Raw genomic sequence first — 26564 nt, 5'->3', positions numbered from 1 at the left:
TTGGTCTGACGGTTGTCTCCCTTGCATAAAGTTGTACTAGCTATGTTTACGTCGAAAGGAGATTCCTTATGAATAAAGGCAACGCCACCAAAACCCAGTCCGGATTCGCCAGCACCGTCCTGCTGGGGGCAGCCGCCTTCTTGCTGGTGCTGGCCGTCGTCAGCGCGCCCGAGCCCGCCTTTCAGGCCACCCTGCAAGCTTTGAAATTATGGTGGAACATCGTATTTCCCGCACTGCTGCCGTTTCTTGTCCTTGTGGAAATATTGATGGCCTACGGCTTCGCCCATGGTGCAGGCGTTCTGCTCGATCCGCTCATGCGAAAGCTATTCAAGCTGCCGGGCAGCGGCGGCTGGGTGCTCATTACAGGGATGACCGCCGGATTTCCGGCCGGCGCTCAAGCCGCCGCCTCCATGCACAGGCAGGGCGACCTCGGCCCAGGCGAAGCGGGAAGGCTTGCCGCCATGGCCCACTTCTGCAATCCGATGACGATTCTGGTTGTCATCGGAACCGGGCTGCTCCATCAGCCAGCGGCGGGGTACCTGCTCCTTATCGTGCACTGGATTACCGGCCTCCTGGCCGCGTGGCTGTTCAGTTTTTTCAGAAGAACACCGCATGGACGAAACGATGTTGCAAAACCGAACAAGCCTGCCCGGCAAGTTCCGCTATTAAAGCGAGCCGCTGCGGCTGCATTGGAAGCCCACAAACGGGACGGGCGCAGCTTTGGCAGACTGCTGGGAGACTCCGTCACCCGCTCTGTCCAAACCTTAATGATGGCCGGCGGCTTCATCCTGTTATTTGCCGTGCTTACCCGGGTACTGTCCGAAAACGTGCTGCCCTTGCTTCCTTCTTATTTTACCTCGGGATTGCTGGAAATCCACCTTGCATCCGCATCGATCAGCAGCTCCGCCTTTACGAACAGCGCCATGCAGCTTGCCGTCTTATCCGCCGTACTCGCCTGGAGCGGCATTAGCGCCCAGCTGCAAAGCCTCTCCCTTATGCGGGATGCCGGCCTTTCGTGGAGCTACTTTATCCTGAAGCGAATCGTTCATTCCTTGCTCGCATTCTTGGTTATGCTGGTATGCTGGAAGCCCGCAAGCAGCCTGTCTGCCGCCATCGTCCCGGCCTTCAGAACGGAGCCGCCGCAGACTGGACAGAACGGGAATATCTTCAACCTGTGGACAGGATTTCCGTCCGTTCTTCAAACACAAATTGCCTTTTTCTTGCTGATTGCGGCAGCGCTATGGGTGATTTCATCCATTATTGTTCGCGTGCGGCGTTGAATTTACGGCGCAAAGCCGCATCCACCTCGGGACTGACCAGGTCGGTCGTATCGCCGTTGAAGTGTGCGATCTCTTTAACCAGACTTGAGCTGAGAAAGGAATATTTCGGATGGGTCATCATGAAGATCGTCTCCGCATCGGGATTCAGCTTATGATTGGTCGAGGCGAGCTGCAGCTCATACTCGAAATCCGTAACGGTCCGGATCCCGCGGACGATCACTTGCGCATTCCGCTGACGCACATAATTGGCTAACAGATCGCGGAAGCTGTCGATTTCCACGTTCGGCAGATGACGGGTAGCCTCTCTCAACAGATCCTTCCGCTCCTCCACCGTAAACAGCGGGTTTTTGCTTAAGTTGTTTAGAACGGCCACGATCAGCAAGTCAAACTGCTTTGAAGCCCTCGTAATGATATCCATATGCCCCATCGTCACAGGATCAAAGCTGCCGGGATAAACGGCAATTCGATATGTACTATTATTCTCGGTTGTCATCGTGTGATTCCTCCTCATCCGCACCGGCAGCTTGTCCTTGTACGGTTTCGTATCTGTATATGGTGACGGCGGTTTCGCCGTACCTCGCTGTTCGCATGCCGTGAAAATGGCCGAAGCTCTCCGGATATTCATAGCCCGACTCATATTCCAGAACAATAACGGCTCCCTCGCGTAGAAGCTTGCGCTCCGCCATATCATTCATGAGCTCATCCCCATTTTTGAACTTATAGGGAGGGTCCAGAAACACCAGATCGAATGCCGCGCCCCGCTTCTCCAGCACCTTAAGCGCTCTTGCCGCATCGTTGCGATATACCTCTGCCGCCTCTTGCAGGCGTACAGCCTTCAGATTATCCTTGATCGTCTCAATGCTCCGCTGCTCCACGTCAATAAAAACAGCACGATCCATTCCCCGGCTTAACGCCTCGATGCCAAGGCCGCCCGTGCCCGCAAACAGGTCAAGGACGGTTCCCCCGTCAAAGTAGGGGCCGATCATACTGAATATCGCTTCCTTCACTTTATCCGTCGTCGGACGGGTGCTCATGCCGGGAACGCTTTTCAGCGGTCGGCCTTTTGCACTTCCGGATACTACTCTCACTGCTCGATTCACCCGTTTCATCACATCAAGATTCATGGCCATGACGGCCATAGCATTGATTATCGTAACATAATCCTGCCGCATATGAAAAATGAAACATGCCCCCTCTTCATTTTTTTTCAAACTCAGGTATATTTCCGCTCCTGCCGGGCATCCTAAAGATATCGACATCAATGAATGTCGTAGACAACCGCGGAGAAGACTTACGTTTCCCCATAAGCTCTTCGTCCGGTTTCTCCTCTCCCATGAGGGAGTCTCTTCGGAGGCTCCCGAAAACAATCCCTGCAGTATCAGGATTTTACTGTAGGGATTGTTTTCTTTTTTTTGTTCCATTTCGATGGATTTCGGCTCGGTATCTTAATTAAAAAAAACCGCTCATTTAAGATGAGCGGCTTCTTTTAACTGAGTTGCTATCATCACCGTGATTCTTAACATACCCCCGGATGTCGTTGAGCAGTTCATCGTCATCTTCCACCAGCTGTAACCGTCCCGCTCCTACGTTCGTGTAACCCAAAAGCGGAAGCGAACCTATTTTTTCCGATGTTTTACTTAGCAACATTTCAGGTTACGCGTTGCTCAATAAACCGTGTACGTTTGTCCGGTTTGGGCACCCTCAACGCTCTTTCGGTAGGCAAGCGCGGCTCTCCCGGCAGATACGGGCTCAAACCCCGGGAAGTATGGACCGTATGTATCCATCGATTCCTTAAGTACATTGGGGCTGACATTGTTGATACGTATCCCTCGCGGCATTTCAATGGCTGCAGCCTGAACGAAGGCTTTAATCGCTCCTCCAGCCATGGCGGAAGATATACCTCCAATAATGGGACTGTCCATAATAATGCCGGTGGTTAACGTAAAGCTTCCCCGATCATGAACATGGTCCAGCCCGAGCAAAACAAGATTGATTTGCCCCTTCAATTTACCCATAATCGCGATTTCATTCAGCTCCGGCGTCAATTCGTGGAGAGGACCAAAGTAAGCCTGGCCTGCGGTACAGACCACTGCATCTACGGAGCCGACAGCCTTATACATACTCGCGATACTTTCAGGAACGGACATATCCATGGTGATATCAGCACCTTTGCGTCCAGCTGTTATAATTTCATGATGCTGCCCCAGTTCTTTGCGAACCGCTGTCCCCAGTGTTCCGGATGCGCCCACCATCAAAATTTTCATGACCCTATTCCTCCATCCTGTTGGTCTGTATATGTCAATAATTGGACAAGTCAAATCGTATCACATGGAATTGCTATATGCCAGATCGGGGAGCCTTGCTGTTCTATTCTTCAATTATGTATAATGGCCTGGCATGCCCTTACATAGGGGAAAGAGTAAAAAGGAGGAAATGAAACATTGAAGAAAAGGTTTGTAGCATTACTGTCTGCGGCAACATTGGTCGGCGGGATGACGATTGGTGTAAGTGCAGCTCCCGTCCTTGAGAAGATCACAGCTCATTTGAACTGGGGCATTGCCTACGAGGTGAATGGAAAGCAATGGACGCCGAAGGATCAGTCGGGGAACCGCATCGCCGCCATTTCTTATAACAACACGACTTACCTACCTGTCCGAGCGGTATCGGATGCACTGGGCGTTGCAGTGGAATATGATAATAAAGCTCAGAAAATCAAACTGGGCGAAAAATCGGATCTAACCCCGATTACATCGGAAGAGATTAAATTGTCATATGCCTCTGTTATAACCAAGGACAAGCAGCACACCGTACATAATGGTAAAGATTATGGTTCAGGAGTCATCCTCAATAGCATTAATGGGGTAGAAAAAGGATTCACGTTAAGACCTGGAGGCAAACACCAAACCCTCGAATTGTCCGTATTCCCTGTATCGGTTAACAAAGATATCGTGGTAAAAATCATGAGTGGGGGCGTGCTCCTGAAAGAAGTCGTTATCACTCCGAGCGACAGCATTGAAACAGTCACCGTTGATATTGATGGAGCCAAAGAAATCGAGGTTTCGGCTAAGTACCCAAAAGTCGAAATTGGCGACGATATTCTATTCTTCGCTGGAACTTATAAGTAAACGATAATGGAAGAAGAGCCCCTGCCATCGGCAGGGGCTCTTCTAGCGCTTTCAGCAGGTCGTGATTACTCTGTTCACTATAAAAGAATGGATTAGATAAATGCGCGAGTAATGATCACCAACAAGATGAATAATACCAAGATAGCACCTACTGAAGAGCCGTATCCATAACCACCATATCCTCCAGCTACTCCGCTCACATGTATCCCTCCTTTTTTGAACATACACCATACTATGACGCTTCCGCTAAAATGAACTGGGCGATCAACCTGACCGGACAATAATAATGAAAATGCCCCCGGGTCCAGGGGTCCATCCGTCATTAAAACAAAGACGCCAGGGCGCTTCTACTCCCTCGCGTCTTCCGTATATAGGCCTCTAATAAAGGCGGTTGTTATTCTTCTTCTTCGATCAATCGGTTGGGATCCGCCGGATTCAATAATTTCCTGCGCCGGTCAATCAGCCCTTCCTCCCCATGCTCGCGGAATTTGCGCATCCATACCTTTAGCCGCCCGATGTCTGAAATTTGCAAGGCGGATGCCACCTCTTTCTTCGTTTTACCCGCAAGCCGCATGGCGACTGCCTTCTTCTTCGTTTCGAAACTGTAGGTATGAAATGTCTGCCCCTTTTTCGCCATGATTATCACCTCTTTACTATGTATATCGGCCGAGGCCGCCCGTATTTCAATACCCCGGGTACTCCGGGCAAGTCACGCCTGAGCAGAGCCTTTGAAATCGAAATATGATCTTCCAAGGACCCCAGGATATGGTATAATTTCGTAAGAATTCATGAACTAGAAATTGGGGGATCATCCTTGGGGAAATTCATTATTTTTGGCATGCTGTTTTATATTTTCGGCAATCCGTTCATCGCCATTATTGTTCTTCTGCTTATCGTTTACGTCCTGGACCGCAGATTTGTCGGGGTGTTTCCCAGCATTACGCGTCCGATTCAGCGGGCAAGACAGATATCCAAGCTGCGAAAAAATATCGCAGCCAGTCCCAGCGACGTCTCCTCGCGACATGAGCTGGCAAGGCTGCTGATCGAGCGCCGCAAATACGGGGAGGCGCTGAAGCTGCTGGAGTCCATCTCGGAAAGCTTGCAGGATTCGGCGGAATACTGGGATGATATCGGCACCGCCCGCCTGAAGACCGGAAATACCGCTCAAGGAGAAGCGGATATCCTTCAAGCGCTGGATATCAATCCCCGGGTAAAATACGGCCGGCCATACCTAAGGCTTGCCGACGCGTTCCGCACGGCGGATTCCGCGAAAGCGCTCGATTATTTACAGAAGTTTCATACCATGCACTCTTCTTCTTCTGAAGCATACTACCTCCTGGGAACCATGTATCGGGTTCTGGGACAGCGTCAGGAAGCCAAGGAAGCCTTCTCGGAGTCGATGAGCGTATACCGATCCCTTCCCAAGTACAAGCGGCGCCAAGAACGCAAGTGGGCGGTTCGGAGCTTTTGGCGGAACTTATTCTAAACGTGCCTGAAATCCATTATAAGAAGCTCCGCAGCAAGTTCATCCCTTCGAAGCATAACAAGACCCGCCGGCGATTTGCCAGCGGGCCTTGTCATGCTTCTATGTTATACCAGCGGCTTGTACCCAAGCCGATGCAGCTGCTCGGCGACAATCCGGTAGCCTTTCCCGTTCGGATGAAGCCCATCCACCGATAGCAGCTCCTTCTCTTTGCCTGCAAATGCGGCATTCACATCGGCAATCCGGAAGTACACGTCGCTGAGGCTATGAAGATATCGATTAAACCGCGATACGTATTCCCCTGCTTCCCCGGAAGCAGGATACGGATTGTACAGCCCGACGGCACGGATGAAATAAGCTTTGCCGCCTCCTGCCTTAATATTTCGAATATGCTTGACGGTGTTAGACATGTAATACTGGCAACGGAGCAGCGCCCGATCCAGAGATTCCCGGTCAGGACGGCCGCCGGCGGATTTCACGGCTCTGATCAAGTCGTTGCCGCCAATCGTTATGGTTATGATATGAGCCTGCTGCAAATGGTAACGATAGGCCGGATTTTGAACGATCCGCTCATACAGCCCCTCGGATGTTAATCCGTTGATCCCCATATTTTCGTGAGCCACAAATTGCTGAAGTCTCTCTTCCGCCATCCGGCGATATAGCGGAACAAAGCCGCTGCCAGGCATCGCCCCGAACCCGAAGGTCAGCGAATCGCCGACAGCGGTATAATGGTACACCAACATGTTCACCCCCTGTCCCGCTCGTTATGACATTATATGAGCGGGAGCATCGGTTGTGAAACGGGACAGTGCCTCGGATAAAAAGAATACAGGCTGATGCTTGTTCTTCGGATTACAGGACCCTTAATCCGATGTCTCCTCATCGACCTCATAAATACAACGGAACCGTTCAACCCCAGGATATTTCTCGCCGAGGCTGTGCACTTCAAAGCCGATATTCCGGTAAAAGTCCACCGCTTCATCGTCGGTCTCCGCGATAACTCGCTTAGGCTTAGGATCGAGCTGAAGCAGCAGCTCCAATATCATCCCCCGTCCATAGCCTTTCCCCCGGTTCTCCGGGAGTACGGCAAGATGTCTGATCGTAACTTCATCCCGCTGAATATCACAGCCGATAATGCCGACGAGAAGCCCCTCCTCAACGTAACCATAGAGCTTGCTCCCGCCTTCGGCCTTATAAAGTGAAACGGCCTTCTCTACCTGATCCGGATCGGGAAAAACCGAATAGCCAAGCAGCTCCCTTACCTCCAGCTTAGCCGCTTGGGATGTCATTTCCTTGAGCATACCTTGTATCCCCCATCATTCATTGTGTGTACGAACAGACGAAAGCCTGTGCTAGAGCATTTCCTCCGCGCTTCGGCCTAGCTTCTTCAGAAGCTTGACCGCCTCTGCCTTTTCTTGATCGGTCAAGCCGCTGAGCGCCTTGATCATCAGCTGCTGGTGGCCGGGAAAGATCGATTCGAAGAACGCTTTGCCCTCCGGGGTCAGCTCCGCATATATCACGCGGCGATCCTCTGCTGATGCCCGCCGCACGAGGAGATTTTTCTTCTGCAGCTTGTCTACCACATATGTAATATTGCCGCTCGAGATCAGCACTTTTTCACCGATTTTCTGCAGCGGCTGCGGTCCTTTGTGGTACAGAACATCCAGGACGCCGAATTCCGTGGAATTCAACCCGTGACTCTGAATGCTGCGGTTGGAATGCGTCATAACCGCATTATAGGCTCTTGCCAAAATAACCATCAAATGCAATGGATAATCCTCTTGTTCTTGAATATCCGACATATTTCACCCTCCGAAAGTTGTCATGTATTAAGGTTAATGAACGCAAGGCTCAACTGTCAAATGGATTATTCACTCGCCGAGTCAGCTCCGATAATCCGCACCGACCCGTCCCGGCATCCAATGATCGCTTGATCGGCCATCCCTAGAAACAAGCCGTGCTCGACCACGCCCGGAATGCCCGTCAGCCGGGCAGCCAGCTCTTCAGGCTCGGAGATCCGCCCAAAGCTGCAGTCTGCAATATAGTTGCCATTATCCGTCTCATAGACGGCTCCTTCGCGGTCACGGCGGATTTGTACAGAGCATCCAAGCTCCTTCAAGGATTGAACGGTCCATTCGTAGGCGAAAGGAATGATTTCGACCGGTAGCGGAAACGCCCCCAGAACGGGCACCTCCTTCGTCTCATCGGCAATGATAATCAGCTTGTCGCTGCGGTACGCCGTCATTTTCTCACGCAGCAGCGCTCCTCCTCCGCCCTTGATTAGCCGTAGCATCCCGTCAAGCTCATCCGCTCCGTCAATCGTCAAATCCAGTCGGTCGATATCCCGGACCGGGGTGAACGGAATCCCCTGCTGAACCGCGAGCTCCTCGGAAGCCCGAGAGGTCGCTACAGCTTGGATATCGAGCCCCGCCCGGACCATTTCCCCGATTTTGAGAATGGCGTAATAAGCCGTTGAACCGGTTCCGAGACCGACCTTCATCCCGCTTTGGACATAACCGGCAGCACGCTCCGCCGCAATTTGCTTCATATTGTATTCCGTGTTCATACCGTGATCTCACCTTTCTACATCATGGTGCAACCCATGCTATAATATTCAATTATACCGACTTATTTCGTTCAACACGGAGGTTGAATATGCGAACCGAGAATCAGATCAAGTCCAAGCTCAATGAGCTTACCATGCAAAAAAAACTGCTGCACGCCCGTATTGCACAGCTGGACGAGAGCAGTCCGCAGCGCGCTGCCCTAGTTCAACAGGAGGCCCGCCTCGACGATATGATGATCATGCTGGAATGGGTGCTGAACGAGCCGGAAGGCTCCTACCATATGTAATCAAGTATACCGAAATAACGAGAGGGGCGCCTTGGCGCCCCTGCCCTTATATTTGAGCCTCCTTCTCCCGCGTGAAGCGTTCGAGCCAGTTCTCATAGAGCTCGGCGTTCTCGGGAGAATAACACACAAAGTCAATCCGCTCCAGCCGGTTATCCGGAAGGTCCTCCTCCAGCAGCTTCGTAACAGCCGTGAGGGCAACATCGCAGGCCGGGGCTTTCGGGTATTCATAGATGCCGGTGCTGATATTAGGAAAGGCGATGCTTCGTGCGCCTACCTCAATGGCAAGCAGAAGACTGTTTCGGTAGCATTCCGCAAGCGTGTGCTCCTCGCGGCGCCCGCCTCCTTCCCAGATCGGGCCGACGGTGTGAATGATATGCTGTGCAGCCAAGCGCCCCGCACCTGTAATAACGGCGTTGCCGGGCGGGCACCCGCCCTGCTGCTTGCGAATCTCCATGCACTGTTCCATAATTTCGGGTCCGCCGGCACTGTGAATTGCACCGTCGACCCCTTTTCCGCCCAGCAATCCCGAATTTGCCGCATTTACGATAATGTCGCCCGTCCATGTCGTAATATCGCCTATAATGACGGAGACCGATGTCCTTCCGATTTTAAATGTTTTCATTCGGAAAATCTCCTTTCGGTCTTTTAACCCTTTATTACCCCGCCTGAGGGGCGGTTGACCCTGAATGCCCCGGCTTGGTGTTATCTTTTTTTGGCGACCGCCGTTAGCCGTTCGGTCAGCCGGATCTCATCCTGGCCCTGGAGCGCTTCCTCAACCGTCCGGTAGAACCGGAGCGTCCCCCGGTCCCGCGCGGCTTTCAGATGGGAGAGAAATACATCCCCCGCCTCCTCCAGCTTCAGATCCTCGGCTTTATGCCGAACCCGGCATAAGTACACCTTCATGGGACCTTGAGGATCCTCATATTCCATAACGCCGATCGGTGTCAGGGTCCGTTCATCCTCCCTCGTGAATTGGGGTGTCTTATAAACGGTATATTCCGAAGCCGGCGGAGGAATGTATGCTTCCCGCTTTTTATCTGCGATCAATCTGGAATTCATGAACGCAAGATAACCTGCTGCCGCAAATAAAATTACGGCCGCAGCAATGGCAATATTCATCATCAATAAAGCCTCTCCTTCTAATGGTTCGTATCGATCCACTCCTCTGGGGCGACCGTGCGTCGATCTACATGAAAATCCGCATTACTGCGATGACGAGCAGATGCAGCGGATAAAAGGAACGCCACACCCAGCGGCTTACCCGGACGGTTTCAAGCTTTCTCCAAATCTGCGGACCATAAGTAATAAGCACTGTAGGAATAACGCTCCACATTTGAAGCTCCCAGTTGTTGACGAACAGGAACAGCAGATTCAGCAGCATATGAAGCGGGGCGAGCCAGCTCGGCTTCGCATATCGAAAGATGAGAATCAGCATGAGTCCATAAGCACCGTAATCAAATGGAAGATCATTCAAGAGCGTGCATGCGGCTATGATGAGCATCGACGACAGTATCCACGATTTCGAGCGTTCCAGCAGATAGAGCACCAGTGCCCCAACAAACAGCGTAACGACCACGTTCAAGCCTCGGGTATCAAGCGCCAGCTGATAGGGGATTTGGGATATAACCGCAATAACGGCAAGTCGCAGCATGTAACGCGGTCTCGAGGAGGTATAACGATGCCCTTGAACCAGGGCGTAAGCGTAGATGGGAAAGGCGATGCGTCCGATGATCCGCCAAAATTCCTGATTCGGATAAAATACGAGCCCCACATGATCAATCAGCATCGTCAGCATAGCGATCCATTGCATCACGGCCCTCCTCCTTTGTACAGCTTTCGAGTACGCTATGTATTTTCGGAACCCAGCATATCTATTATCGGTTGCTTTGGGGACGGTTGCAAGTAGCGTTGAGGCTTGCCGAGTAAAACCTGATCATGCTGCCCGGAACTGCGGGGCTGCTGCAGCGAGATCCTCTGCTGAGGTGTATGCCAAGAAGGTCAGCCTAATGATCCGGCGAACGGGCTTTCAGCATTTAAAAAAACCACCCGGCTGATGTGCCGGATGGCTGCAATATCCCTTATTCATGGGAGAAGATTCAGGACTTCGTACGCTTACGGCGCCCCGGCCGAAGCCGCTTGCGGCTTGTTATGGCTCGATGACTCGGGATGGCGGATCATCAGGACGCAGATGAGCGCCAGCAGCATGCTGCCCGCCGCACAATAGAACAATATCGAATAGCCCATGCCGTCGATCAGCTTGCCGAGGAGAGGCGGCGAGGATATGGCGGCAAGTGAAGATACAAGATAGTACATCCCCGTTCTCGTGCCGATGCTATCCTCCGAGCCGGTAGAAACAACGAACGGGTAGGAATTGATGTTGATGCACGCCCAGAACAATCCTCCCACGGTCAGCAGGATCCGCAGCACAAGCAGCGACTCGATCAGCGGCACGAGGGAGAATACAATAAGCAATCCCAGGACGCCTATGCTGATAACACGCTTCTTCCCGAACCTGCTGCCGAGCCATCCGCTGGGAATCGCGAACAGCACAAACGCCAGCGAGAAGAAGGTCAAGGAAAAGGACGCCTGTGACTCCGTCAGTCCCATTTCATTTTTACCGTACAGGGTAAACAGCGTCTCTACGCCTTGATAGGCAACAAACCAGAAGAAGATGGCAGCAAGCAGAAGCGCCGTCGTACGGTTCAGCTGTTTCTTGAAGGATACCGCGGACTTGGCTTCCGTCTGGGCTTGATAACCTGGAGCATCTCTCCGTTCTTTAATAAACACCGTCAAGATAAGAAGCGACGCCAAGGTGACGACTGCGGCGGCGATGAATGGCAGCGACGGATGGGCATTATAGAGAATGGATCCGGCACCGAATGCCAGTATCGAACCGACGCCTCCCATGAAGTTAATGATCCCGTTGGCGCGCGTACGGCGCCGCTCTTCCGTAATATCGGGCATCAAGGATACGGTTGGCGAGCGGTATAAGCTCATGGCCAGGTTCATCAGCACCATGAACAGGAGCAGCGTCGCCAGTCCGTTATGAAAGGGGATGATTGCCGTAAACAATGCGCCAAGCGGCATCCCGATCAGCAGATAAGGCATCCTTCTTCCGAACCTTGTATGCGTCCGGTCACTCCGACTTCCGATCCATGGCTGCAAAAATAAGGCAAAGTAATTGTCGATGGTCATGAAAAAACCGATCAACGCGACACTGGAGATGTACCGCTCCAGAAAATAAGGCACAAAAGCGTTATACAGTGCCCAGGTGATGCTAATGCTGAAAAAACCGAAGCCCAGCAGCCATGTTTTTCTCAAAAGCTCACACTCCCTTAGTCTGCAGCAATCCGGAGAGCACGTCCGGATAATCGGTAATAATGCCGGCTACTCCGGCTTCAATCAATGATTTCATCTCGTTCTCGTCGTTAACGGTAAACGGATGGTATACGACGCCGTTCCGTTGTGCTTCCGCCACCCATTCAGGAAGAACAGCCTTCTTGTAGGCATGAAGCGCATCGGCTTGAATGCGCTTGGCGTATTCCCAAGGCTCGTACAAGCCTTCCATATATAAAATGCCCGTCCGGATCTCCGAATCCACGCGCTTGCAATGAAGGAGCGAATAGTGATTGAAGCTGGATATGACGATACGATCGCCCATCTTAAATTGGTTGACCGCCTCGATCACCTTTTCCTCGAGACCCGGATACGGTACCGAGCTGTTCTTCAGCTCGATATTGACGATCGTGCCGCGGCTTTGGGTAAGCTCGAGCAGCTCCTCCAGCAGCGGAATGCGCTCCCCTTGGAATGCCTCACCGAACCATCCGCCTGCGTCCAGCTTCGACAGCTCCTCGTAGGTGTAATCCTTAACGAATCCTTCCGCTCCGGCGGTACGCTTCAGCGTCTCGTCATGGATGAGGACGAGTCTTCCATCCTTCGTCATCTGTACATCGGTCTCAATGCCGGTGGCACCAAGCTCCAGGCTTTTTTCAAAAGCCGCCATCGTATTTTCCGGGCAGACTGCCGAAGCCCCGCGATGGGCAAAATTGATTAATTGCGGCATGTTTTCCTTCGCCTCCTGAATGGTATAAAAGTTTGTCATTTTAACTATAGCTCGCAATTGTTAGAACTATGTTATCCCTCTTCTCATATTCCACAAGAAATGGGAAATCCCTGTCATGAAAGCGATTTATTTTATTTGGGATTGACGTCAAACGAATGTCATACATATAATTGTTAAGACAACTATTTTTGAAAGCGTGAAATGAAAGGTGTGATTTGTTTCTTGAAAAACCCTGCCTCCAATCCCTCCATCGGCTTTTACCTCGGCTACACCTATCGGCGGGCCTCCCAATGGTTCGGTCATGCTTTGAAGCCGTATGACATAACGCCCGAGCAGTGGCTCGTCCTGTATCGCATTTGGGAGCATGAAGGGCTGAATCAGAAAGAGGTCGCGGCGAAGGCCGATAAGGATCAGCCTACGACGACCCGGATTTTGGATTTGCTCGAGAAGAAGGGCTATACGCGAAAGACAGTCTCACCGCATGACCGCAGAGCTTTCCAGCTGTATCTGACCGAAACCGGCAAGCAATTGATTGACGCTACGGCGGAGATCGAACGCGAGTGCGGCCGGCAGATCATCGAAGGAATCGACAGCCGGCAGCTGGAGCTATTCTGGGATACGCTCTCACGCATCAATGATAATCTTCAACATCTACAGAACAACAGGAGAGATAGCCTACATGAACCCGAATAACAACCCGAAACAACCATTATGGACCAAAGAATTCATTACCCTGATGGTCAGCAACCTGTTCCTGTTCCTGACCCTGCAGATGATGCTGACCACGCTGCCCGCATATGCGCAGGATGCCTTTACGGCCAGCCCGCTTCAGGTCAGCCTCATTACAAGTCTATTTGCATTCAGTGCGATTCTATCAAGATTCGTCTCAAGCAAAGCATTGGAGAAAGGCAAGCTCCGGCTTCTGCTGTATGTCGGCCTTGTCATCTCCTTGGCGGCAACCCTTGGTTATTATTGGGCCACCGGTATCGTCTTTTTGCTCATGATGCGCATCCTGTTCGGGATCGGCTTCGGCATGACGAGCACCTCGTTCCCGACGATGGCATCCAACGTGATTCCGCCCAAACGGATGGGCGAAGGTATGGGGTATTTCGGTCTATCGACGACGCTGGCCATGTCCATCGGTCCGATGATCGGACTTACGATGCTTCAGGACGGAGGCTTTACGCCGCTCGTGATGCTTACCGTGCTGATTAATATTCTGATCTTCCCGCTGGCCTTCATCCTGTTATCCAAGAAACCGAAGGCGGAGGCCTCGCCGGTGTCTAAGGCGCAGGCGGATGATATGCCGACCGGATTTAACCGCAAACTGATCCTCCCGAGCGTACTGAACTTTTTAATGTCGATTACGTACGGCGGACTGCTCAGCTTTATGGCGTTATATGGCCATGAGGCCCATCTCAGCAATCCCCAATACTTCTTTCTGTTCAATGCGCTGGCCATCATTCTCGTTCGCCCGTTCTCCGGCAAAATTTATGATCGCTACGGGCATAAAGCGCTGATGGTTCCGGCTGCCATTCTTATGATTGCAGGCCTGCTGCTGCTGACCTTTGCCACTTCAACGGGTTCGCTGCTGCTGTCGGCACTATGCTACGGCCTGGGCTACGGAGCAATGCAGCCATCGATTCAGACCTGGATGATCCAGGAGGTTCATCCGAAGCAGCGCGGCATGGCTAACGGCATGTTCTTCAACTCGCTCGACTTCGGCGTAGCGGTCGGCTCGATTGTGCTGGGGTCGATTGCCAAGGCAACATCCTACGGCATGATGTACCGGTTCTCTGCCATCTCGTTGGTGCTGCTTATCGTGATATATGGCATCATGAAGCTGGTGCGGGGGACTGCGGCAGCTCCTCCTGCCTTAAACGAGTCGAATCAGAGCGCTGCCGGATAACTCGCCCTGCAGCTCTTTCATGTGCATAAAAGAAAAAAAGGTCTTGTCCACTCACTTGTGGACAAGACCTTTTTTCTTAATTCCCTTCGGCTTCTTGAATTCCACCCGATAGGATCCGCCCCCCGGATCATCCTTCTTGGCTTCGGGTTTCACGGCAAACAGCGTAAGCAATCCGCCTACCGCAGCGATGGCTGCAAGCGTGCCGAACATGACCCCGTGATGCGTTCCCAGCAGCAAGGAGACGACGGGCGGTCCCAGCGATACGCCGATAAACCGCATGCTGCTGTATAGCGACGTGATCGTTCCCCGCTGCTCCTTGTCAACCCCCTCGGTCAGCAGGGTATCCATACATGGGAGAACCATTCCGATCCCGATTCCGCCGATGGTCATCATGCCGATCACGAAATAGATCTGATCGCTGAATCCGATCACGAGCAGCGAAGCCGTTAAGAGACACATTCCGGCAAACCCCGTCCACTTCATCCCTCGTTTGTTTTTTCCGGTGAATTTCCCTGCCAAGTAGGAAGCCAAACACAACAGGGCAAGAGGGATGGCAAGCACCAAGCCTTTAACGACTCCCTGCAGGCGGTATGTGCTTTCCAGCGTCTCGGATAAATAGAACAGCATGCCAAACACGCCAAACATGGCAATGCCTCCGATCGCAAATATGGCATACATCCACCGTCCCTTCTCGCGAAGCACCTCACGGGTTGTCTTTAGAAACTCGCCGAGGGATCGCTCATCATGATTATCTCCCTTGGGCGCCTTCACCAGAAAGATGACGAGCACCAACGAGATCAAACACAGGACCGGAATGGCGATAAACGGCAGAAACCAAAGAAAGCTACCTAGCAGCGCCCCTAGGATTGGACTTATAACCTTGCCGAACGTATTGGATGTTTCGATAATACCCAAGCTTTTACTGACCTTCTCTTCGTCATTGAACATATCGCTGACCAGCGGAATCACGATCGGAAATGCGCCCGCCGCACCGATTCCCTGAAGAAACCGGCCAGCCAGAATAACATAATAAGATGTCGTTCCCGCGAGCAGCCATGCTGCCACGGCAGAGACCGCTCCGCCCGCCGCCGCAATGATTAAACTCGGTATGATGATCTTCTTGCGCCCGAACCGGTCCGATAAATAGCCTGCGATCGGAATCAGCAAAATGGCTACCACGGCATAAACCGTAATCAGCATGCTAACTTGAAAGGAGCTTATTCCCAGGACTTTAGATATTTGCGGCAAAATGGGAATCAGCATGGAGTTGCCGAGCGTCATAATGAGCGGTATGGAAGCAAGCGCAACCAGGTCCCATTTTTTACTTTCCATGAGAAGACCACCTTTATGTTATCAGTATCCATATTGTAGGTTCTTTCGCCTAGAATATGCATCCGATCAAGGTGGTCGATTTTACCCGAATAAATTATGGTACTGCCTACACTTTAAACCCGGACATCAGCTCCGTCAGCTGCTTCGACATGCTGCTCAGATCCTCTACGGAGCCCGCAATCTCCTCCATCGAAGCCAGCTGCTCTTCGGTCGCCGCGCTTACGCTTTGAGTTCCCGCTGCCGTTGTTTCCGTTACGTCCTGTATTCTGCGGATGGTGTGCACCAGCTCTTCGGCTCCGGCATTCATCTCTTCCGTTGCCACGGTCACGCCATACATCTGACCGTTCAATTCCTCGATGGCCCGCTCGATGTCTTTGAACGCCCGTTCCGCCCCTTGCGCGACATCCATGCCCTCGGAGACCTCGCGGGTGCTTCGTTCCATCACATTCGCAAGCTCATAGATGTCCTGCTGGAGCTGTTGAACAAATTGGCGGATTTCGATCGAAGAATTCGAAGCCTGGTCGGCCAGCTTTCGGACCTCGGCCGCAACGACCGCGAAGCCTCTGCCGTGTTCGCCCGCCCTGGCGGCTTCGATGGAAGCGTTCATCGCAAGCAGCGAGGTCTGCTCGGCAATTTCGATGATCACCTGACCCATGACTCCGATGCTGGAGGCTCGCTCGCCAAGGTGGCGTACGGATTGCGCCGACTGGTCCACGCTTGTACGGATGCCCTTCATTTGATTCAACGTCTGTACGATCGCCTGCTCTCCATCGGCGGCCAGCCTGTTGGCTGTCGATGCAAGTCCGGACACCTCTTGCGCCGTCATTGCGATATGCTTCATTCCTTCAGCCATATCGGTTACGGTTGTTGTCGTTTCCTCCGTATCCTGAAGCTGACTCTCTACCCCTGCAGCCACTTGCTCCATAATGCTTGAGGTTTGATGCGTGGCTTGGCGAATCTCCTCGGTCGTCGTATGCAGAAGAGACGCGGATGCGCCGACTTGGCCTGCCGTATCTTGAATTTTCACCACCATGTCTCTAAAGCCCTGTACCAGCTTATTATATGCGTCGGCGACATCCCGGATTTCATCCTTCGTCGTAATATGCAGCCGTGTTACGAGATCGCCGCCTCCCTCCGCAATTTTCAACAGTTGATCCTTCATCCGGTTCAAAGGCTGAATCGAACGGGTCAGCAGATATCCCTGTACGGCAAAATACGCGATTGCGGCAAGTCCTATCAATAGAATGACGTTATTCTGGAATCGGCTGGCTTCGGCAATTCGGTTCGCCTGCTTGGCCAGCGCTGCATTTTTGCTGGCTGTAAAATCGGTAACGAGCGTTTCAAACGATTTGCGTAGCTCCCGCTCACGATTGAAGGCCTCCTCATAGATTCGGAAAGGCACCGCTTTATAGAATCCGGAATCATAGCCGAGCTTATTCAATACCTCGGTGACCGCACCGGTATAATCGGCGAATCCCGCTTCGATGCCCTCAATCACCTTCTTGTCCTCGGCGGAGGTCATCAATCCCTTCGTCTCCTCCATCAACGCTGCGATGGACTGCTGCTTCGATTTCAACGAGTTGACATACTCATCGTCGCCGGTTAACAAATAACCCCGTTCATCATTCGATATGCCGGTTAATAAATATTCCAGCTGGGTCAGGTTATAGATGATCTTCTGATCCACATCGATGATTTGACTGAACTTTCTCTCTGTCGAATTTGTGGAAATAAATGCAATGACTATGATTACCGCCGTGACCGCGGCAAGAATCGTAGATGAAAGTATGAGTTTCGTTTTTATTTTCATCCGTGAGCACCCGACCTTTTGTATGAATTTATATTCCCAAGGTATTTTTCGGCAAAAAAGCTCATGAAATGAATAGATCATCAGACGGATGAAACGCAAAACTTTACGGAAAACACCTACTTAATTGTCCACTGGCCAAATGTTTTATCAAAAAAAGAGGCTGACGGCCTAAACTGGCACATCAACCTCATTGCATTCCTAGCAGAGGATACCGCCTCTTCTAATTTGTTGAATCCGGAATAAAACGGCTTTTCTCGCCGACATGGTAAATGTGAAGCCGGTGCATGGCTCGCGTGCATGCGGTGTAGAACAGCTTCCGGTCACTTTCCCGGCGGTATACTTCCTCAGAACCGTTGTAGATGATCACCGCGTCAAATTCTACGCCTTTGGCCAGATACGCCGGAACCACAAGCGTTCCCTTCTCAAAGGCAGGCGTGTTCTTGGTGATAAGCCGAACCTGGACGCTCTCCGACAGCTGCCGGTGCACGCGCCGGCTCTCCTCATCCGTTCGGCAGATCACAGCGACATATTCATATCCTTGGGCATGAAGCTCGGCGATGTCTTGAATCACCGCCTGCTCAAGCGCTGCTTCATCCTTGACCGGGATGACCTGCGGTGCCTCGCCGCTTCGATTGAATGGAACGATCCGGTCTCCGCCGGGGATCATCTGCCGCGTAAATTCCACGATTTCATGCGTTGAACGATAACTCTGAGTGAGGTTAATGACCTCGGTCTCTTCTTCACCGTACAGGCTGACCAGATTTTCCAAACTTCCTAGCTCCTCGCCATGCGCATAGATCGCCTGGTTCAAGTCCCCCAGCACCGTCATCTTCGCCCGCGGGAACAGCCGTTTCAGGAATTCCAGCTGAAAGGCGGAATAATCCTGAACCTCGTCGACAATGACATGCCGGATCGACGTGTTGGTCCGGAAGTCCTGAAGCAGCTCCTTCAGATAGAGAAACGGCGTAGCATCTTCATACATCAGCCGTTTCTCATGCAATGCCTGAACGGTGAGATTGCAGATCTGCTCCCAATACTTCGGCAAAGAACCCGTGTTTCCGGCAGCCCGGCGGAATAATGCTTCGTCCTGGAACAGCTTTCGGTACATACCCGATACATCGACGTATCGATACCGCTTGATCCAGCGCCGGATCGGCTTCAGGCTGTCGCTGACGACCATTTTGGCCAGAATATCCCGCTCTTTCTCGAAATCGTCAAAGGTCGTTTCCTTACTATTCTGCTTTCTCCGCATCGTCTGGTAAGCGCGTTGATAATCCTCCGAATCGAGCAGATCGATTTTCTCCTCCACCCAAGGTGCGCTTTTCTCTTGCTGGGCGAACTCGGACAGCCGCTTCAACAGCCATTCCTTCATGAGATCAATGCGGCCGGCCAGCTTAACGGCAGAGTCGTAGCTGTAAAACTGCGCCGCCATCTCATCGGAACTCACGATTACTTTGCCTTGGAACACCGCCGGCTTGAAGAGCATTCCTTCCTTCTCGAGCAATTCCTTATAACGCCGAATCGTATCCAGATATGCACCCGAGGACTTAAAGGCGATGCCTTCAAGCCTGGCTTTATACTCCGGCGAGTCTTCTTCATTTAGAAGGGTTTCCGTCTGGGTAAACACATCCTCCAAATCAAACTCCTTGCCCAGCCGAAACTCAAGATAAGACTGAAACGTCGTCTGCTGCATATTGTCCTCGCCCAGCTCAGGCAGAACGGTGGACACATAGCTGTTGAAGAGCGGGTTGGGCGAGAACAGGATCATCTGATCCGCCCGCAGCGTCTCCCGATATTTATACAATAGGTATGCGACCCGCTGCAGTGCAGCCGAGGTCTTTCCGCTGCCTGCAGCCCCTTGGACAATGAGCATGCGCGTTTTATCGTTGCGGATGACCGCATTTTGCTCTTTTTGAATCGTAGCGACAATGGATTTCATCCGATCATCCGCGCTATGGCTGAGCACCTGCTGGAGAAGCTCGTCGCCGATCGTCATGCCTGTATCGAACAGCACCTGGATCTTGGCGTCATGGATGACAAACTGACGTTTAAGCAGCATCTCTCCGGTCACCATGCCCGAAGGCGTCTCGTACTGGGCCGGTCCCGGCGCTCCGTCATAATAAAGACTGGAAATCGGTGCCCGCCAGTCATACACCAGGAAGGTCTCCATATCCTCGTCCATGAAGGAGCCTGTTCCCAAATAGATCGACTCCGTCTCCGGCCATCCGTCTTCCTGAAAATCAATCCGTCCGAAATAAGGGGAATCGACAAGCTTCCGGTATTTCTTGAGCAGCTTGCTTGATTGCAGATGGGCGCGTTCCCGTTCCGACAACACCTGGGATTGCTGTCTCAGGTTCGTTGACGTCTCGCCCAAATCATCGGGGTTGCTGAAGTTCACGGTTACCTCGTCCCAGAAATCCTTCCGCATTTCGATGACTTCTTCGCGTATCCCTCCGACATCTGCTTCCAACTCCGAGATCTTTCGTCCGATCTTGCCCGTAACTTCTGTAACTCGCCCTTGTTCCTCTTGCCAATCCTGTTCGCTGATAGCCATTGCTCATCCCCCTAATCTACTGGTTGACAGCGTAAGAAATCTGTGATACAATATAATTGTCATATTATGACCATTTATGTCTTATTAATGACAGAACATTGCTTATTATAGCAGTGTGATGAAGTGGAATCAATATTATAATGAACATTAGGAGCCGGCTGCGAAGCCGGCTTTTTTGCTGCCTTCCATGACCTCTTCGTAACGTATAGGGTTCGGAGCGGGTTCAACGGAACCCGTTCGTCACCTTATTTTTTCAGCCACGAAAATAAAGGCTCCTCCTGCCCGTCATCCTCTACCACGCGTTCCACATGCTCCGCTACCCGGTTCAGACGATCAAGCTGGTACCCGTAATCGTACATTGCCGCGGCAACAACGGAAAGACGAAGCCCGCCGGGCTCTCCTCCAGGGCCGCACATGACGTGCGCCATAAATTCCTCATTGTTCTCAACCATCGTCTCGGCTTCATCCTCGTTCGGCTTCAGTTTGCCCTCGAATTTCCATAAGATGTGCTCATGGTACTTCATCAAGCGCTCCAAATTGGCATCGAACTGCTGGTCGATCTCCTCCGTACGCTCGGCTTGGAAATAATGGTTCTCAACCGCATCCAGCACTTCGAAGCCCTTGCGAAGCGATTGAAGCAGCTGCTTATATACCACAAGCTGTCTCGCCTGGCTGTATTTCGCCCGCTTCAGCTTCTTCTGCTCCTCTTCAAACAAGTTGTATTTGTCGGATAACGATTTAATCGCAGACTCGAGTTCCTTCTTCTCCGCACGATACACCGAATCCTTCATTTCATGGGAAATCGCGGTGCGCAGCAGGAGCGACATTTTCCCGAATACCGTATGAATTCGCGTAATGTACTGCTCCTTCGGTTTGGGCGGAAAGACGAGAATGTTAATGAGGAAGGCAGATATAATTCCAATAAGCGTTAAAATGAACCGGTTCAAAGCAAAATCCCATTGACCGGATGCCTCCATGACCGAGATGACCGTAACCAATGTCAGTCCAATCGTCTCTCCCATCTTCAGCTTCATACAGATCATAATGACGACAATGCAGATCAGGCCGACCGAGATCGGCTGATTGGACAGGAAATAGCCGCCAAGCATGGCCAGAATCGCTCCAAGCGTGCTTGTCTGCAGCTGATCCAGGAAGTATCTCCACGATCGGTAAATCGAAGGCTGCATGGCGAATATGGCGGCGATCGCGGCAACGACCGGCGATTTGAAATCCAGAAGCATCGCCATATACAACGCCAAGGTTACGGCGAGACCGGTTTTGAACATTCTTGCTCCGAATGCCATAGGCAGCCCTCCTTATCTGTTACATCATTAAACCTCACGCTACACCTATTAAACTCAGCAATGAACACAATGATACATACTCCTTCACAAGAACCGCTATGACTTGAATTACCTTTTTAGCATCCGATACGATGCGCGCGAGCGCGAGGATGACTAGCCTGACCCGCGAATCATTCCGGCATCCTTTCGACGGAAGCGCTCCATGAACCTCTCATACTGCCCGACCGACAAGGCTAACCAGAAACACGCAGCCAAATACCCCCCAACGATATCGCTGGGATAGTGAACGCCAAGATAAACCCTGCTCAAGCCGATACTCCCGATCATAAGGATGGCAATAACGATCAGCACGATCCGGCCTTTTCCGGACTCAATATGCCTCCACAGCAAATAGGCCAAAACACCGTAGAACGAGAAGGCAACCATCGAATGACCGCTGGGAAAGCTGTAGCCGGTTACCTCAATCAATCGGTGGATATCCGGTCTCATCCGCTGGAACGCAAGCTTCAATAGAAGATTTAGAATCGAGGAGCCGGCAATGACTCCGATGAGCAGCAAAATCTCAGTTCGATGCTTGAGCAGTACATACTGTAAAGCGATCGCAATCAGGCACAAAACAATAATCGGATCTCTCGAGCCAATAAAAGAAAGCCAGACTGCGATATCCGTGATCCACGACTGTTCGAAGCTTTGAACATATCGACTAATCGCATGGTCCCAATCATCTATTCTCTTGTGCTTCACTAGAGCAGCCAATAGGACGAAAGCTAATAAAGTACTTAGCGAAATGAAACCAATCCACCGCCTTCGCACCCTCAGCCGATTTAACTGTTCCTGCACAATGACGTTCTCCTTTTAATCGAATGGAATCGTATCCGAGACAAATGGGCGAATCAAGATCATACCATTTTCCTGCCATGAAGAAAAGGAGCTGTGGATCTGTTCTTCCCGATATTTTCATAGTCTTTGTCAAATCACGGCGGAATACACCCTTTAAAATAAACAATCGCCCTCCCTGAGTTGGACTACTTAAGCATCCGCTCCAGGCTAGGGCGATTGAAGTTGTGTTCTGTCATGAGAACAAAACACCAGGATCGCAAGTAAAAATTGGTCAACGCGGCGATCTTTTCCTATTCATCCAATGATTTGGATGATCGATTCGCCGCTGCTAACCGTTCCATTATCTGTCTAAGTGAGGGGGGCGACCATGCGGAGCTCTAAGCACCGGTTTTTAGCTGTCCGCGCTTTGTCAGGATCTCCTTCACGGCATCGGCCGCTTCGTTTACGCTCCTTACCGAGACAGTAACCGGCTCACTGTCTTGATACTGGCTTGCAGTGTAGTTGTACTTCGGATCATAATAATGCTCCAGCAGCATCCGGATCCCTTCGGCGAAACGCCCTTCCTCCAGATGCTTTCCGATTTCGGCAGCGATCGGCGTATGGATCCGTCCCTTGATCAGACGATACGCTTCCAAATATTGCTGCTGATATTCCTCGGGGCGATAGTCCTCCATAATTTGGCGAATGCGCTCCTCCATCGGAAGCTCAAGTACAATCGCGACCCCTTTCTCCTTCATCTGCATAAGAAAATCGGGAACGACAATCTTGCCGATCCGTTTGCTCTCCGCTTCAAACACAATATACGGGGCATGCTCCAGCTGTTTCAACCGCTCGAACAGCTTGGCGTCAAACGACTTCTGATTGCTCGCATTAAGTCCGATGTGGCCGAAGATCGAGCCGCGGTGCCCGGCCAGTCCCTCCAGATCGAGCACCGGGTAGCCTTCCTCCTGCAGCTGTTTGAGCACCGCTGTCTTGCCGGTTCCCGTCAGGCCATGCAGCACGAAGGATCCGGCAGGAAGCTTCAGGCGCTCCATCGTATCCAGCACATACTTACGGTATGCCTTGATTCCGCCCGAAATCCGGCTGACATGGATATCCATCAGGGAAAGCACGGTCGCTGCGGTTCGGCTGCGCATGCCTCCGCGCCAGCAATATACCGCTTTATCCCCCTCGATTTCTTTAAACTGCTTCACGAATGCGGGCAGCTTGGCGGACATGATCGCCAGCCCGCGCTCTTTCGCCGCATCAACCCCGACCTGCTTGTACAGCGTTCCGATTTCAGCCCGCTCCTCGTCATTGAATACCGGGATATTCAGGCTGCCGGGAATGGTCGCATCCGCATATTCCGAAGGGGAACGGACATCGATCAATGTCAGCTTCTTGTTCCGCTGAAGTTCCATAAGTTCTTCTACCGTGATGTCTTGAAACATGTCTGTTCGCTCCTTATATCGATTCGCCTGCAAGTGGTCCTTGCTTGCTTACCATTCAACCGAGATCCGTCCGCCATGCTCGGAAACGACTTCTCCGATCCGGCCGGCCTCTAATCCCGCAGCCTGCAGCTCTTGAAGAAGCGCGTCCGCCTGGGAGCCCTCCACCGCAATCAAAAGGCCTCCAGATGTGACGGCATCACTCAGAATCCACTTATCGTATTGGTCCATTCCGTCCGGAAAATCAACGGAGTCCTTCACATGATCGAAGTTGTTCTTCGTTCCTCCCGGAATGACGCCGAGTTCGGCAAGCTCCCTTACCCGTTCCAATACCGGCACAGCGGATTTGATAATCCGGATTCCCGCTCCGCTTCCCTTCGCCATTTCAAGCGTATGACCGAGGAGACCGAAGCCGGTAACGTCCGTGCACGCATGCACTTGATAAGGCTCCATGATTTCAGCGGCGGTTTTATTTAAAGCAGCCATAACTGCCGTGACACGGCGGATCTCATCATCGCTTAACAAATCCTTCTTCATGGAGCTGGACATAATGCCGACGCCGATCGGCTTGGTCAAGATCAGGGCATCGCCCGGCTTAGCGCCGGCGTTTGTTCTGATCTTATCCGGATGAACAGTGCCTGTAACGGCCAAGCCGAATTTCGGCTCCTTGTCGTCGATCGAATGACCGCCGACCAGCGTAACGCCCGCTTCTTTCAGCTTATCGCCCGCACCGCGGAGGATGTCGGCCAGTACCTGCTTGTCCAGCGTCGAAATCGGAAATGCCACAATATTCAGTGCCGTCAGCGGCTTGCCGCCCATCGCGTAAATGTCGCTGATCGCATTGGCTGCGGCCACTTGCCCGAAATCGTAAGGATCATCAACGATCGGCGTAAAGAAATCGACCGTCTGCACCATGGCGAGGTCATCCGTAAGACGATAGACGCCGGCATCATCGCTCGTATCCAGCCCGACGAGCAAATTCGGATTCGGCTCCGTTTGGGGCAGCTTGCGTATGACCTGCGCCAAGTCGGCCGGGCCGATCTTGCAGCCGCAGCCGCCTTTGGAGGAATAAGAGGTTAGCTTTATTTTGTCGGATTGACTCATTTCTAGGACTTCCCTTCATTATATATATTACGGCGGTTACCCCCGTTAGGGATTCAACATGCAACAACCCCGGATATGAGGTGCCGGTGAAACACAGCTCAAGGACTCCGGGGAAAAACAATTTCGTTTATTACGCTACGCATTTACCTCAGGATTTGCAAAACCCTCCTTTCTATTATAGAAAATCAACCGCAGGAAGTCTAATCCTGGTTCGCCTATCTGATTCCCTGGTAAAATAGTTGCTTATGCTTGATTTATGGTATAATAATGGATTGGAATATGTTTATCATCCCAGATATATCGGAGGAATCTCGATTATGACTCACACCAATGATGGCCGAATGCCGCTTCATCATACAGACCGCAGAAAAACCTTATGGTTTATCGTCCTGTTTATCATGATCGCGGCGGCAGGATTGACATATGTAAAATGGTGGCCGTATTACAATAAAGCCCTTAAAGCGATCGTAGATCACAGTATCGGCTCATCCATCCTGAACTTTCAACCGGATAACACCTTACCGTCTTGGCAAGCGGCCTGGGACTATGCCGTCACCTACTTTAAAGCCGTATGGAAAGCCGCCGTGCTCGGCATTTTGCTGGGAAGCCTCGTGCAATCTCTGCTCCCGCAAGGCTGGCTTCTGCGCGTGCTGGGCAAATCCAGCTTCGGCAGCACAGCAATCGGAGGCCTGGCATCCATACCGGGCATGATGTGCTCCTGCTGCGCGGCTCCAATCGCGGTCGGCTTGCGTAAGAAAAAGGTATCCGTTGGCTCGGCCCTCGCCTTCTGGATCGGCAATCCGACCATTAACCCGGCTACACTCGTATTCATGACCTTTGTGCTGTCCTGGAAATTCACGCTGCTGCGGCTTGTGTTCGGGATCCTTCTGACCTTTGGTGTCAGCTACCTGGCCAACCGGATCTCGAAGGAAGCAGCTCCTGTAGAGATCGATGCCGCGGAGCAGCCTGACGAGATCGACCCTCGTCCGCTGTGGAAACGCTGGATGTCGAGCATCGCCGACATGGTCATCCGGGTCGTTCCCTCGTACTTCATTGCCGTGCTGCTGCTCGGAGCGCTGCAGGTGTGGATGTTCCCTCAGCTCGGTGAAGCCGCCGGCGGCGGCATATTGGCGATCATGTTCTTCGCCGTGATGGGCATGCTCTTCGTCATCCCGACGGCAGCGGAGATCCCGATCATCCAAGCCTTCATGGCGGCTGGACTTGGAGCGGGGCCTGCGGCGGCTCTTCTCTTGACGCTGCCGGCGATCAGTCTGCCGTCCTTGTTTATGGTAAGACGATCCTTCCCCCGCAAGGTGCTCTGGTTCGTGGCGGGCTCCGTCGTGATCCTGGGCATAGTCTGCGGATTGGCGGGCAAGCTGTTCCTATAGTTTAGGGGGCATTCCATCCCTGATTTCATATTTTTTATTTTTTCTTAAGGTAAAGCCCGGACATATCTGGTACAGTGGTTACAGAATGATCC

28 protein-coding genes are annotated in these 26564 nt (G+C 52.1%); 7 read left to right on the top strand and 21 right to left on the bottom strand.

The features are described from left to right. Nucleotides 1-68: 68 nt before the first annotated feature. The gene (locus NSQ46_RS10835) at nt 69-1280 is read left to right on the top strand and encodes a nucleoside recognition domain-containing protein (RefSeq protein WP_007132125.1); all 1212 of its coding nucleotides are present in this window, start codon (nt 69-71) and stop codon (nt 1278-1280) included. Here NSQ46_RS10835 and coaD read toward each other — a convergent pair. From coaD to NSQ46_RS10820, 3 genes are all read right to left on the bottom strand, one after another. Then, the gene (gene coaD / locus NSQ46_RS10830; protein WP_007132126.1) at nt 1258-1773 is read right to left on the bottom strand and encodes a pantetheine-phosphate adenylyltransferase; all 516 of its coding nucleotides are present in this window, start codon (nt 1771-1773) and stop codon (nt 1258-1260) included. The two genes, NSQ46_RS10835 and coaD, sit on opposite strands and share 23 nt — an antisense overlap. After that, nucleotides 1757-2368 carry a 16S rRNA (guanine(966)-N(2))-methyltransferase RsmD gene (gene rsmD, locus NSQ46_RS10825; protein WP_028406694.1) on the bottom strand — a complete coding sequence of 204 codons (612 nt, stop codon included), beginning with the start codon at nt 2366-2368 and terminating at the stop codon, nt 1757-1759. Before rsmD ends, coaD begins: the two co-directional genes overlap by 17 nt. A gap of 576 nt (nt 2369-2944) precedes the next feature. Beyond that, nucleotides 2945-3544 carry a short chain dehydrogenase gene (locus NSQ46_RS10820; RefSeq protein WP_007132128.1) on the bottom strand — a complete coding sequence of 200 codons (600 nt, stop codon included), beginning with the start codon at nt 3542-3544 and terminating at the stop codon, nt 2945-2947. A gap of 177 nt (nt 3545-3721) precedes the next feature. Here NSQ46_RS10820 and NSQ46_RS10815 point away from each other — a divergent pair, with 177 nt between their 5' ends. After that, complete coding sequence (locus NSQ46_RS10815) at nt 3722-4405, top strand: stalk domain-containing protein (protein WP_007132129.1); 684 nt, start codon at nt 3722-3724, stop codon at nt 4403-4405. A 92-nt stretch (nt 4406-4497) separates the two neighbouring features. On the opposite strand, the gene NSQ46_RS10810 is transcribed toward NSQ46_RS10815, so the two are convergent. Together NSQ46_RS10810 and NSQ46_RS10805 are read right to left on the bottom strand one after the other, a co-directional pair. Beyond that, a complete protein-coding gene (locus NSQ46_RS10810; protein ID WP_077567186.1) occupies nt 4498-4629 on the bottom strand; it encodes a sporulation protein YjcZ in 132 nt (43 codons plus the stop codon). A 170-nt stretch (nt 4630-4799) separates the two neighbouring features. Beyond that, nucleotides 4800-5042, bottom strand: coding sequence for a helix-turn-helix domain-containing protein (locus NSQ46_RS10805; protein WP_007132130.1), 243 nt, complete (start codon nt 5040-5042; stop codon nt 4800-4802). A gap of 177 nt (nt 5043-5219) precedes the next feature. Here NSQ46_RS10805 and NSQ46_RS10800 point away from each other — a divergent pair, with 177 nt between their 5' ends. Then, nucleotides 5220-5891, top strand: a complete 672-nt coding sequence (locus tag NSQ46_RS10800; RefSeq protein WP_007132131.1) for a tetratricopeptide repeat protein — start codon at nt 5220-5222, stop codon at nt 5889-5891. Between the two features lie 104 nt (nt 5892-5995). On the opposite strand, the gene NSQ46_RS10795 is transcribed toward NSQ46_RS10800, so the two are convergent. From NSQ46_RS10795 to rpiA, 4 genes are all read right to left on the bottom strand, one after another. Continuing rightward, nucleotides 5996-6631 carry a GDSL-type esterase/lipase family protein gene (locus NSQ46_RS10795; protein ID WP_210094705.1) on the bottom strand — a complete coding sequence of 212 codons (636 nt, stop codon included), beginning with the start codon at nt 6629-6631 and terminating at the stop codon, nt 5996-5998. A 120-nt stretch (nt 6632-6751) separates the two neighbouring features. Beyond that, on the bottom strand, nt 6752-7189 hold the full coding sequence (locus NSQ46_RS10790; protein ID WP_007132133.1) for a GNAT family N-acetyltransferase: 438 nt from the start codon (nt 7187-7189) through the stop codon (nt 6752-6754). A gap of 51 nt (nt 7190-7240) precedes the next feature. Then, complete coding sequence (locus tag NSQ46_RS10785) at nt 7241-7690, bottom strand: MarR family transcriptional regulator (RefSeq protein WP_007132134.1); 450 nt, start codon at nt 7688-7690, stop codon at nt 7241-7243. Between the two features lie 65 nt (nt 7691-7755). Further along, nucleotides 7756-8454 (bottom strand): ribose-5-phosphate isomerase RpiA, encoded by a 699-nt coding sequence (gene rpiA / locus NSQ46_RS10780; RefSeq protein ID WP_144869081.1) that lies wholly within the window; start codon nt 8452-8454, stop codon nt 7756-7758. Between the two features lie 89 nt (nt 8455-8543). Between rpiA and NSQ46_RS10775 the strand changes: the two genes are divergently transcribed. Further along, the gene (locus NSQ46_RS10775; protein WP_007132136.1) at nt 8544-8741 is read left to right on the top strand and encodes a hypothetical protein; all 198 of its coding nucleotides are present in this window, start codon (nt 8544-8546) and stop codon (nt 8739-8741) included. A 46-nt stretch (nt 8742-8787) separates the two neighbouring features. Here NSQ46_RS10775 and NSQ46_RS10770 read toward each other — a convergent pair whose 3' ends face one another. From NSQ46_RS10770 to NSQ46_RS10750, 5 genes are all read right to left on the bottom strand, one after another. After that, complete coding sequence (locus NSQ46_RS10770; RefSeq protein ID WP_007132137.1) at nt 8788-9363, bottom strand: macro domain-containing protein; 576 nt, start codon at nt 9361-9363, stop codon at nt 8788-8790. Nucleotides 9364-9443: 80 nt separating this feature from the next. Further along, the gene (locus NSQ46_RS10765; protein WP_007132138.1) at nt 9444-9863 is read right to left on the bottom strand and encodes a hypothetical protein; all 420 of its coding nucleotides are present in this window, start codon (nt 9861-9863) and stop codon (nt 9444-9446) included. A gap of 64 nt (nt 9864-9927) precedes the next feature. Beyond that, nucleotides 9928-10551 carry a TraX family protein gene (locus NSQ46_RS10760; protein WP_007132139.1) on the bottom strand — a complete coding sequence of 208 codons (624 nt, stop codon included), beginning with the start codon at nt 10549-10551 and terminating at the stop codon, nt 9928-9930. Nucleotides 10552-10853: 302 nt separating this feature from the next. Continuing rightward, the gene (locus NSQ46_RS10755; RefSeq protein ID WP_007132140.1) at nt 10854-12062 is read right to left on the bottom strand and encodes an SLC45 family MFS transporter; all 1209 of its coding nucleotides are present in this window, start codon (nt 12060-12062) and stop codon (nt 10854-10856) included. Between the two features lie 4 nt (nt 12063-12066). Next, entirely contained in the window at nt 12067-12804 is a 738-nt protein-coding gene (locus NSQ46_RS10750) for a glycerophosphodiester phosphodiesterase (RefSeq protein WP_028405334.1), read from the bottom strand. Nucleotides 12805-13026: 222 nt separating this feature from the next. On the opposite strand from NSQ46_RS10750, the gene NSQ46_RS10745 reads away from it, so the two are divergent. Together NSQ46_RS10745 and NSQ46_RS10740 are read left to right on the top strand one after the other, a co-directional pair. Next, nucleotides 13027-13497, top strand: a complete 471-nt coding sequence (locus NSQ46_RS10745) for a MarR family transcriptional regulator (RefSeq protein WP_028405335.1) — start codon at nt 13027-13029, stop codon at nt 13495-13497. Beyond that, a complete protein-coding gene (locus NSQ46_RS10740; protein ID WP_213614422.1) occupies nt 13484-14713 on the top strand; it encodes an MFS transporter in 1230 nt (409 codons plus the stop codon). Before NSQ46_RS10745 ends, NSQ46_RS10740 begins: the two co-directional genes overlap by 14 nt. Before the next feature lie 51 nt (nt 14714-14764). On the opposite strand, the gene NSQ46_RS10735 is transcribed toward NSQ46_RS10740, so the two are convergent. The 7 genes from NSQ46_RS10735 to selD form a co-directional block, all read right to left on the bottom strand. Beyond that, on the bottom strand, nt 14765-16045 hold the full coding sequence (locus NSQ46_RS10735; RefSeq protein WP_210094708.1) for an MFS transporter: 1281 nt from the start codon (nt 16043-16045) through the stop codon (nt 14765-14767). A gap of 106 nt (nt 16046-16151) precedes the next feature. Continuing rightward, nucleotides 16152-17855: a methyl-accepting chemotaxis protein gene (locus tag NSQ46_RS10730; protein ID WP_007132145.1), complete on the bottom strand. Its 1704-nt coding sequence runs from the start codon at nt 17853-17855 to the stop codon at nt 16152-16154. 220 nt (nt 17856-18075) lie between these two features. Continuing rightward, entirely contained in the window at nt 18076-20409 is a 2334-nt protein-coding gene (helD, locus tag NSQ46_RS10725) for an RNA polymerase recycling motor HelD (protein WP_342576763.1), read from the bottom strand. 245 nt (nt 20410-20654) lie between these two features. Then, nucleotides 20655-21713, bottom strand: coding sequence for an aromatic acid exporter family protein (locus NSQ46_RS10720; RefSeq protein ID WP_007132147.1), 1059 nt, complete (start codon nt 21711-21713; stop codon nt 20655-20657). A 153-nt stretch (nt 21714-21866) separates the two neighbouring features. Next, nucleotides 21867-22553, bottom strand: a complete 687-nt coding sequence (locus NSQ46_RS10715; protein WP_007132148.1) for a phosphatase PAP2 family protein — start codon at nt 22551-22553, stop codon at nt 21867-21869. 377 nt (nt 22554-22930) lie between these two features. Next, a complete protein-coding gene (mnmH, locus tag NSQ46_RS10710) occupies nt 22931-23983 on the bottom strand; it encodes a tRNA 2-selenouridine(34) synthase MnmH (RefSeq protein ID WP_007132149.1) in 1053 nt (350 codons plus the stop codon). Nucleotides 23984-24031: 48 nt separating this feature from the next. Beyond that, nucleotides 24032-25084, bottom strand: a complete 1053-nt coding sequence (selD, locus tag NSQ46_RS10705) for a selenide, water dikinase SelD (RefSeq protein WP_210094712.1) — start codon at nt 25082-25084, stop codon at nt 24032-24034. Between the two features lie 317 nt (nt 25085-25401). On the opposite strand from selD, the gene NSQ46_RS10700 reads away from it, so the two are divergent. Then, nucleotides 25402-26472 (top strand): permease, encoded by a 1071-nt coding sequence (locus NSQ46_RS10700; RefSeq protein WP_251537486.1) that lies wholly within the window; start codon nt 25402-25404, stop codon nt 26470-26472. The last annotated feature ends 92 nt before the right edge of the window (nt 26473-26564 follow it).

The sequence above is a fragment of the Paenibacillus sp. FSL M8-0142 genome, assembly GCF_038597315.1.
In the GTDB taxonomy this organism is placed as follows: Bacteria; Bacillota; Bacilli; order Paenibacillales; family Paenibacillaceae; genus Paenibacillus_AQ; species Paenibacillus_AQ lactis.
This window is presented reverse-complemented; position numbering and strand designations above follow the sequence as displayed.

Coding starts and splice junctions, on each gene's coding strand:
- NSQ46_RS10835 (WP_007132125.1), top strand. CDS start 69: ATGAATAAAGGCAACGCCACCAAAACCCAGTCCGGATTCGCCAGCACC.
- coaD (WP_007132126.1), bottom strand. CDS start 1,773: ATGACAACCGAGAATAATAGTACATATCGAATTGCCGTTTATCCCGGC.
- NSQ46_RS10820 (WP_007132128.1), bottom strand. CDS start 3,544: ATGAAAATTTTGATGGTGGGCGCATCCGGAACACTGGGGACAGCGGTT.
- NSQ46_RS10810 (WP_077567186.1), bottom strand. CDS start 4,629: ATGTTCAAAAAAGGAGGGATACATGTGAGCGGAGTAGCTGGAGGATAT.
- NSQ46_RS10805 (WP_007132130.1), bottom strand. CDS start 5,042: ATGGCGAAAAAGGGGCAGACATTTCATACCTACAGTTTCGAAACGAAG.
- NSQ46_RS10795 (WP_210094705.1), bottom strand. CDS start 6,631: ATGTTGGTGTACCATTATACCGCTGTCGGCGATTCGCTGACCTTCGGG.
- NSQ46_RS10790 (WP_007132133.1), bottom strand. CDS start 7,189: ATGCTCAAGGAAATGACATCCCAAGCGGCTAAGCTGGAGGTAAGGGAG.
- NSQ46_RS10785 (WP_007132134.1), bottom strand. CDS start 7,690: ATGTCGGATATTCAAGAACAAGAGGATTATCCATTGCATTTGATGGTT.
- rpiA (WP_144869081.1), bottom strand. CDS start 8,454: ATGAACACGGAATACAATATGAAGCAAATTGCGGCGGAGCGTGCTGCC.
- NSQ46_RS10775 (WP_007132136.1), top strand. CDS start 8,544: ATGCGAACCGAGAATCAGATCAAGTCCAAGCTCAATGAGCTTACCATG.
- NSQ46_RS10770 (WP_007132137.1), bottom strand. CDS start 9,363: ATGAAAACATTTAAAATCGGAAGGACATCGGTCTCCGTCATTATAGGC.
- NSQ46_RS10765 (WP_007132138.1), bottom strand. CDS start 9,863: ATGATGAATATTGCCATTGCTGCGGCCGTAATTTTATTTGCGGCAGCA.
- NSQ46_RS10760 (WP_007132139.1), bottom strand. CDS start 10,551: ATGCAATGGATCGCTATGCTGACGATGCTGATTGATCATGTGGGGCTC.
- NSQ46_RS10750 (WP_028405334.1), bottom strand. CDS start 12,804: ATGCCGCAATTAATCAATTTTGCCCATCGCGGGGCTTCGGCAGTCTGC.
- NSQ46_RS10740 (WP_213614422.1), top strand. CDS start 13,484: ATGAACCCGAATAACAACCCGAAACAACCATTATGGACCAAAGAATTC.
- NSQ46_RS10735 (WP_210094708.1), bottom strand. CDS start 16,045: ATGGAAAGTAAAAAATGGGACCTGGTTGCGCTTGCTTCCATACCGCTC.
- NSQ46_RS10730 (WP_007132145.1), bottom strand. CDS start 17,855: ATGAAAATAAAAACGAAACTCATACTTTCATCTACGATTCTTGCCGCG.
- helD (WP_342576763.1), bottom strand. CDS start 20,409: ATGGCTATCAGCGAACAGGATTGGCAAGAGGAACAAGGGCGAGTTACA.
- NSQ46_RS10720 (WP_007132147.1), bottom strand. CDS start 21,713: ATGGCATTCGGAGCAAGAATGTTCAAAACCGGTCTCGCCGTAACCTTG.
- mnmH (WP_007132149.1), bottom strand. CDS start 23,983: ATGTTTCAAGACATCACGGTAGAAGAACTTATGGAACTTCAGCGGAAC.
- selD (WP_210094712.1), bottom strand. CDS start 25,084: ATGAGTCAATCCGACAAAATAAAGCTAACCTCTTATTCCTCCAAAGGC.
- NSQ46_RS10700 (WP_251537486.1), top strand. CDS start 25,402: ATGACTCACACCAATGATGGCCGAATGCCGCTTCATCATACAGACCGC.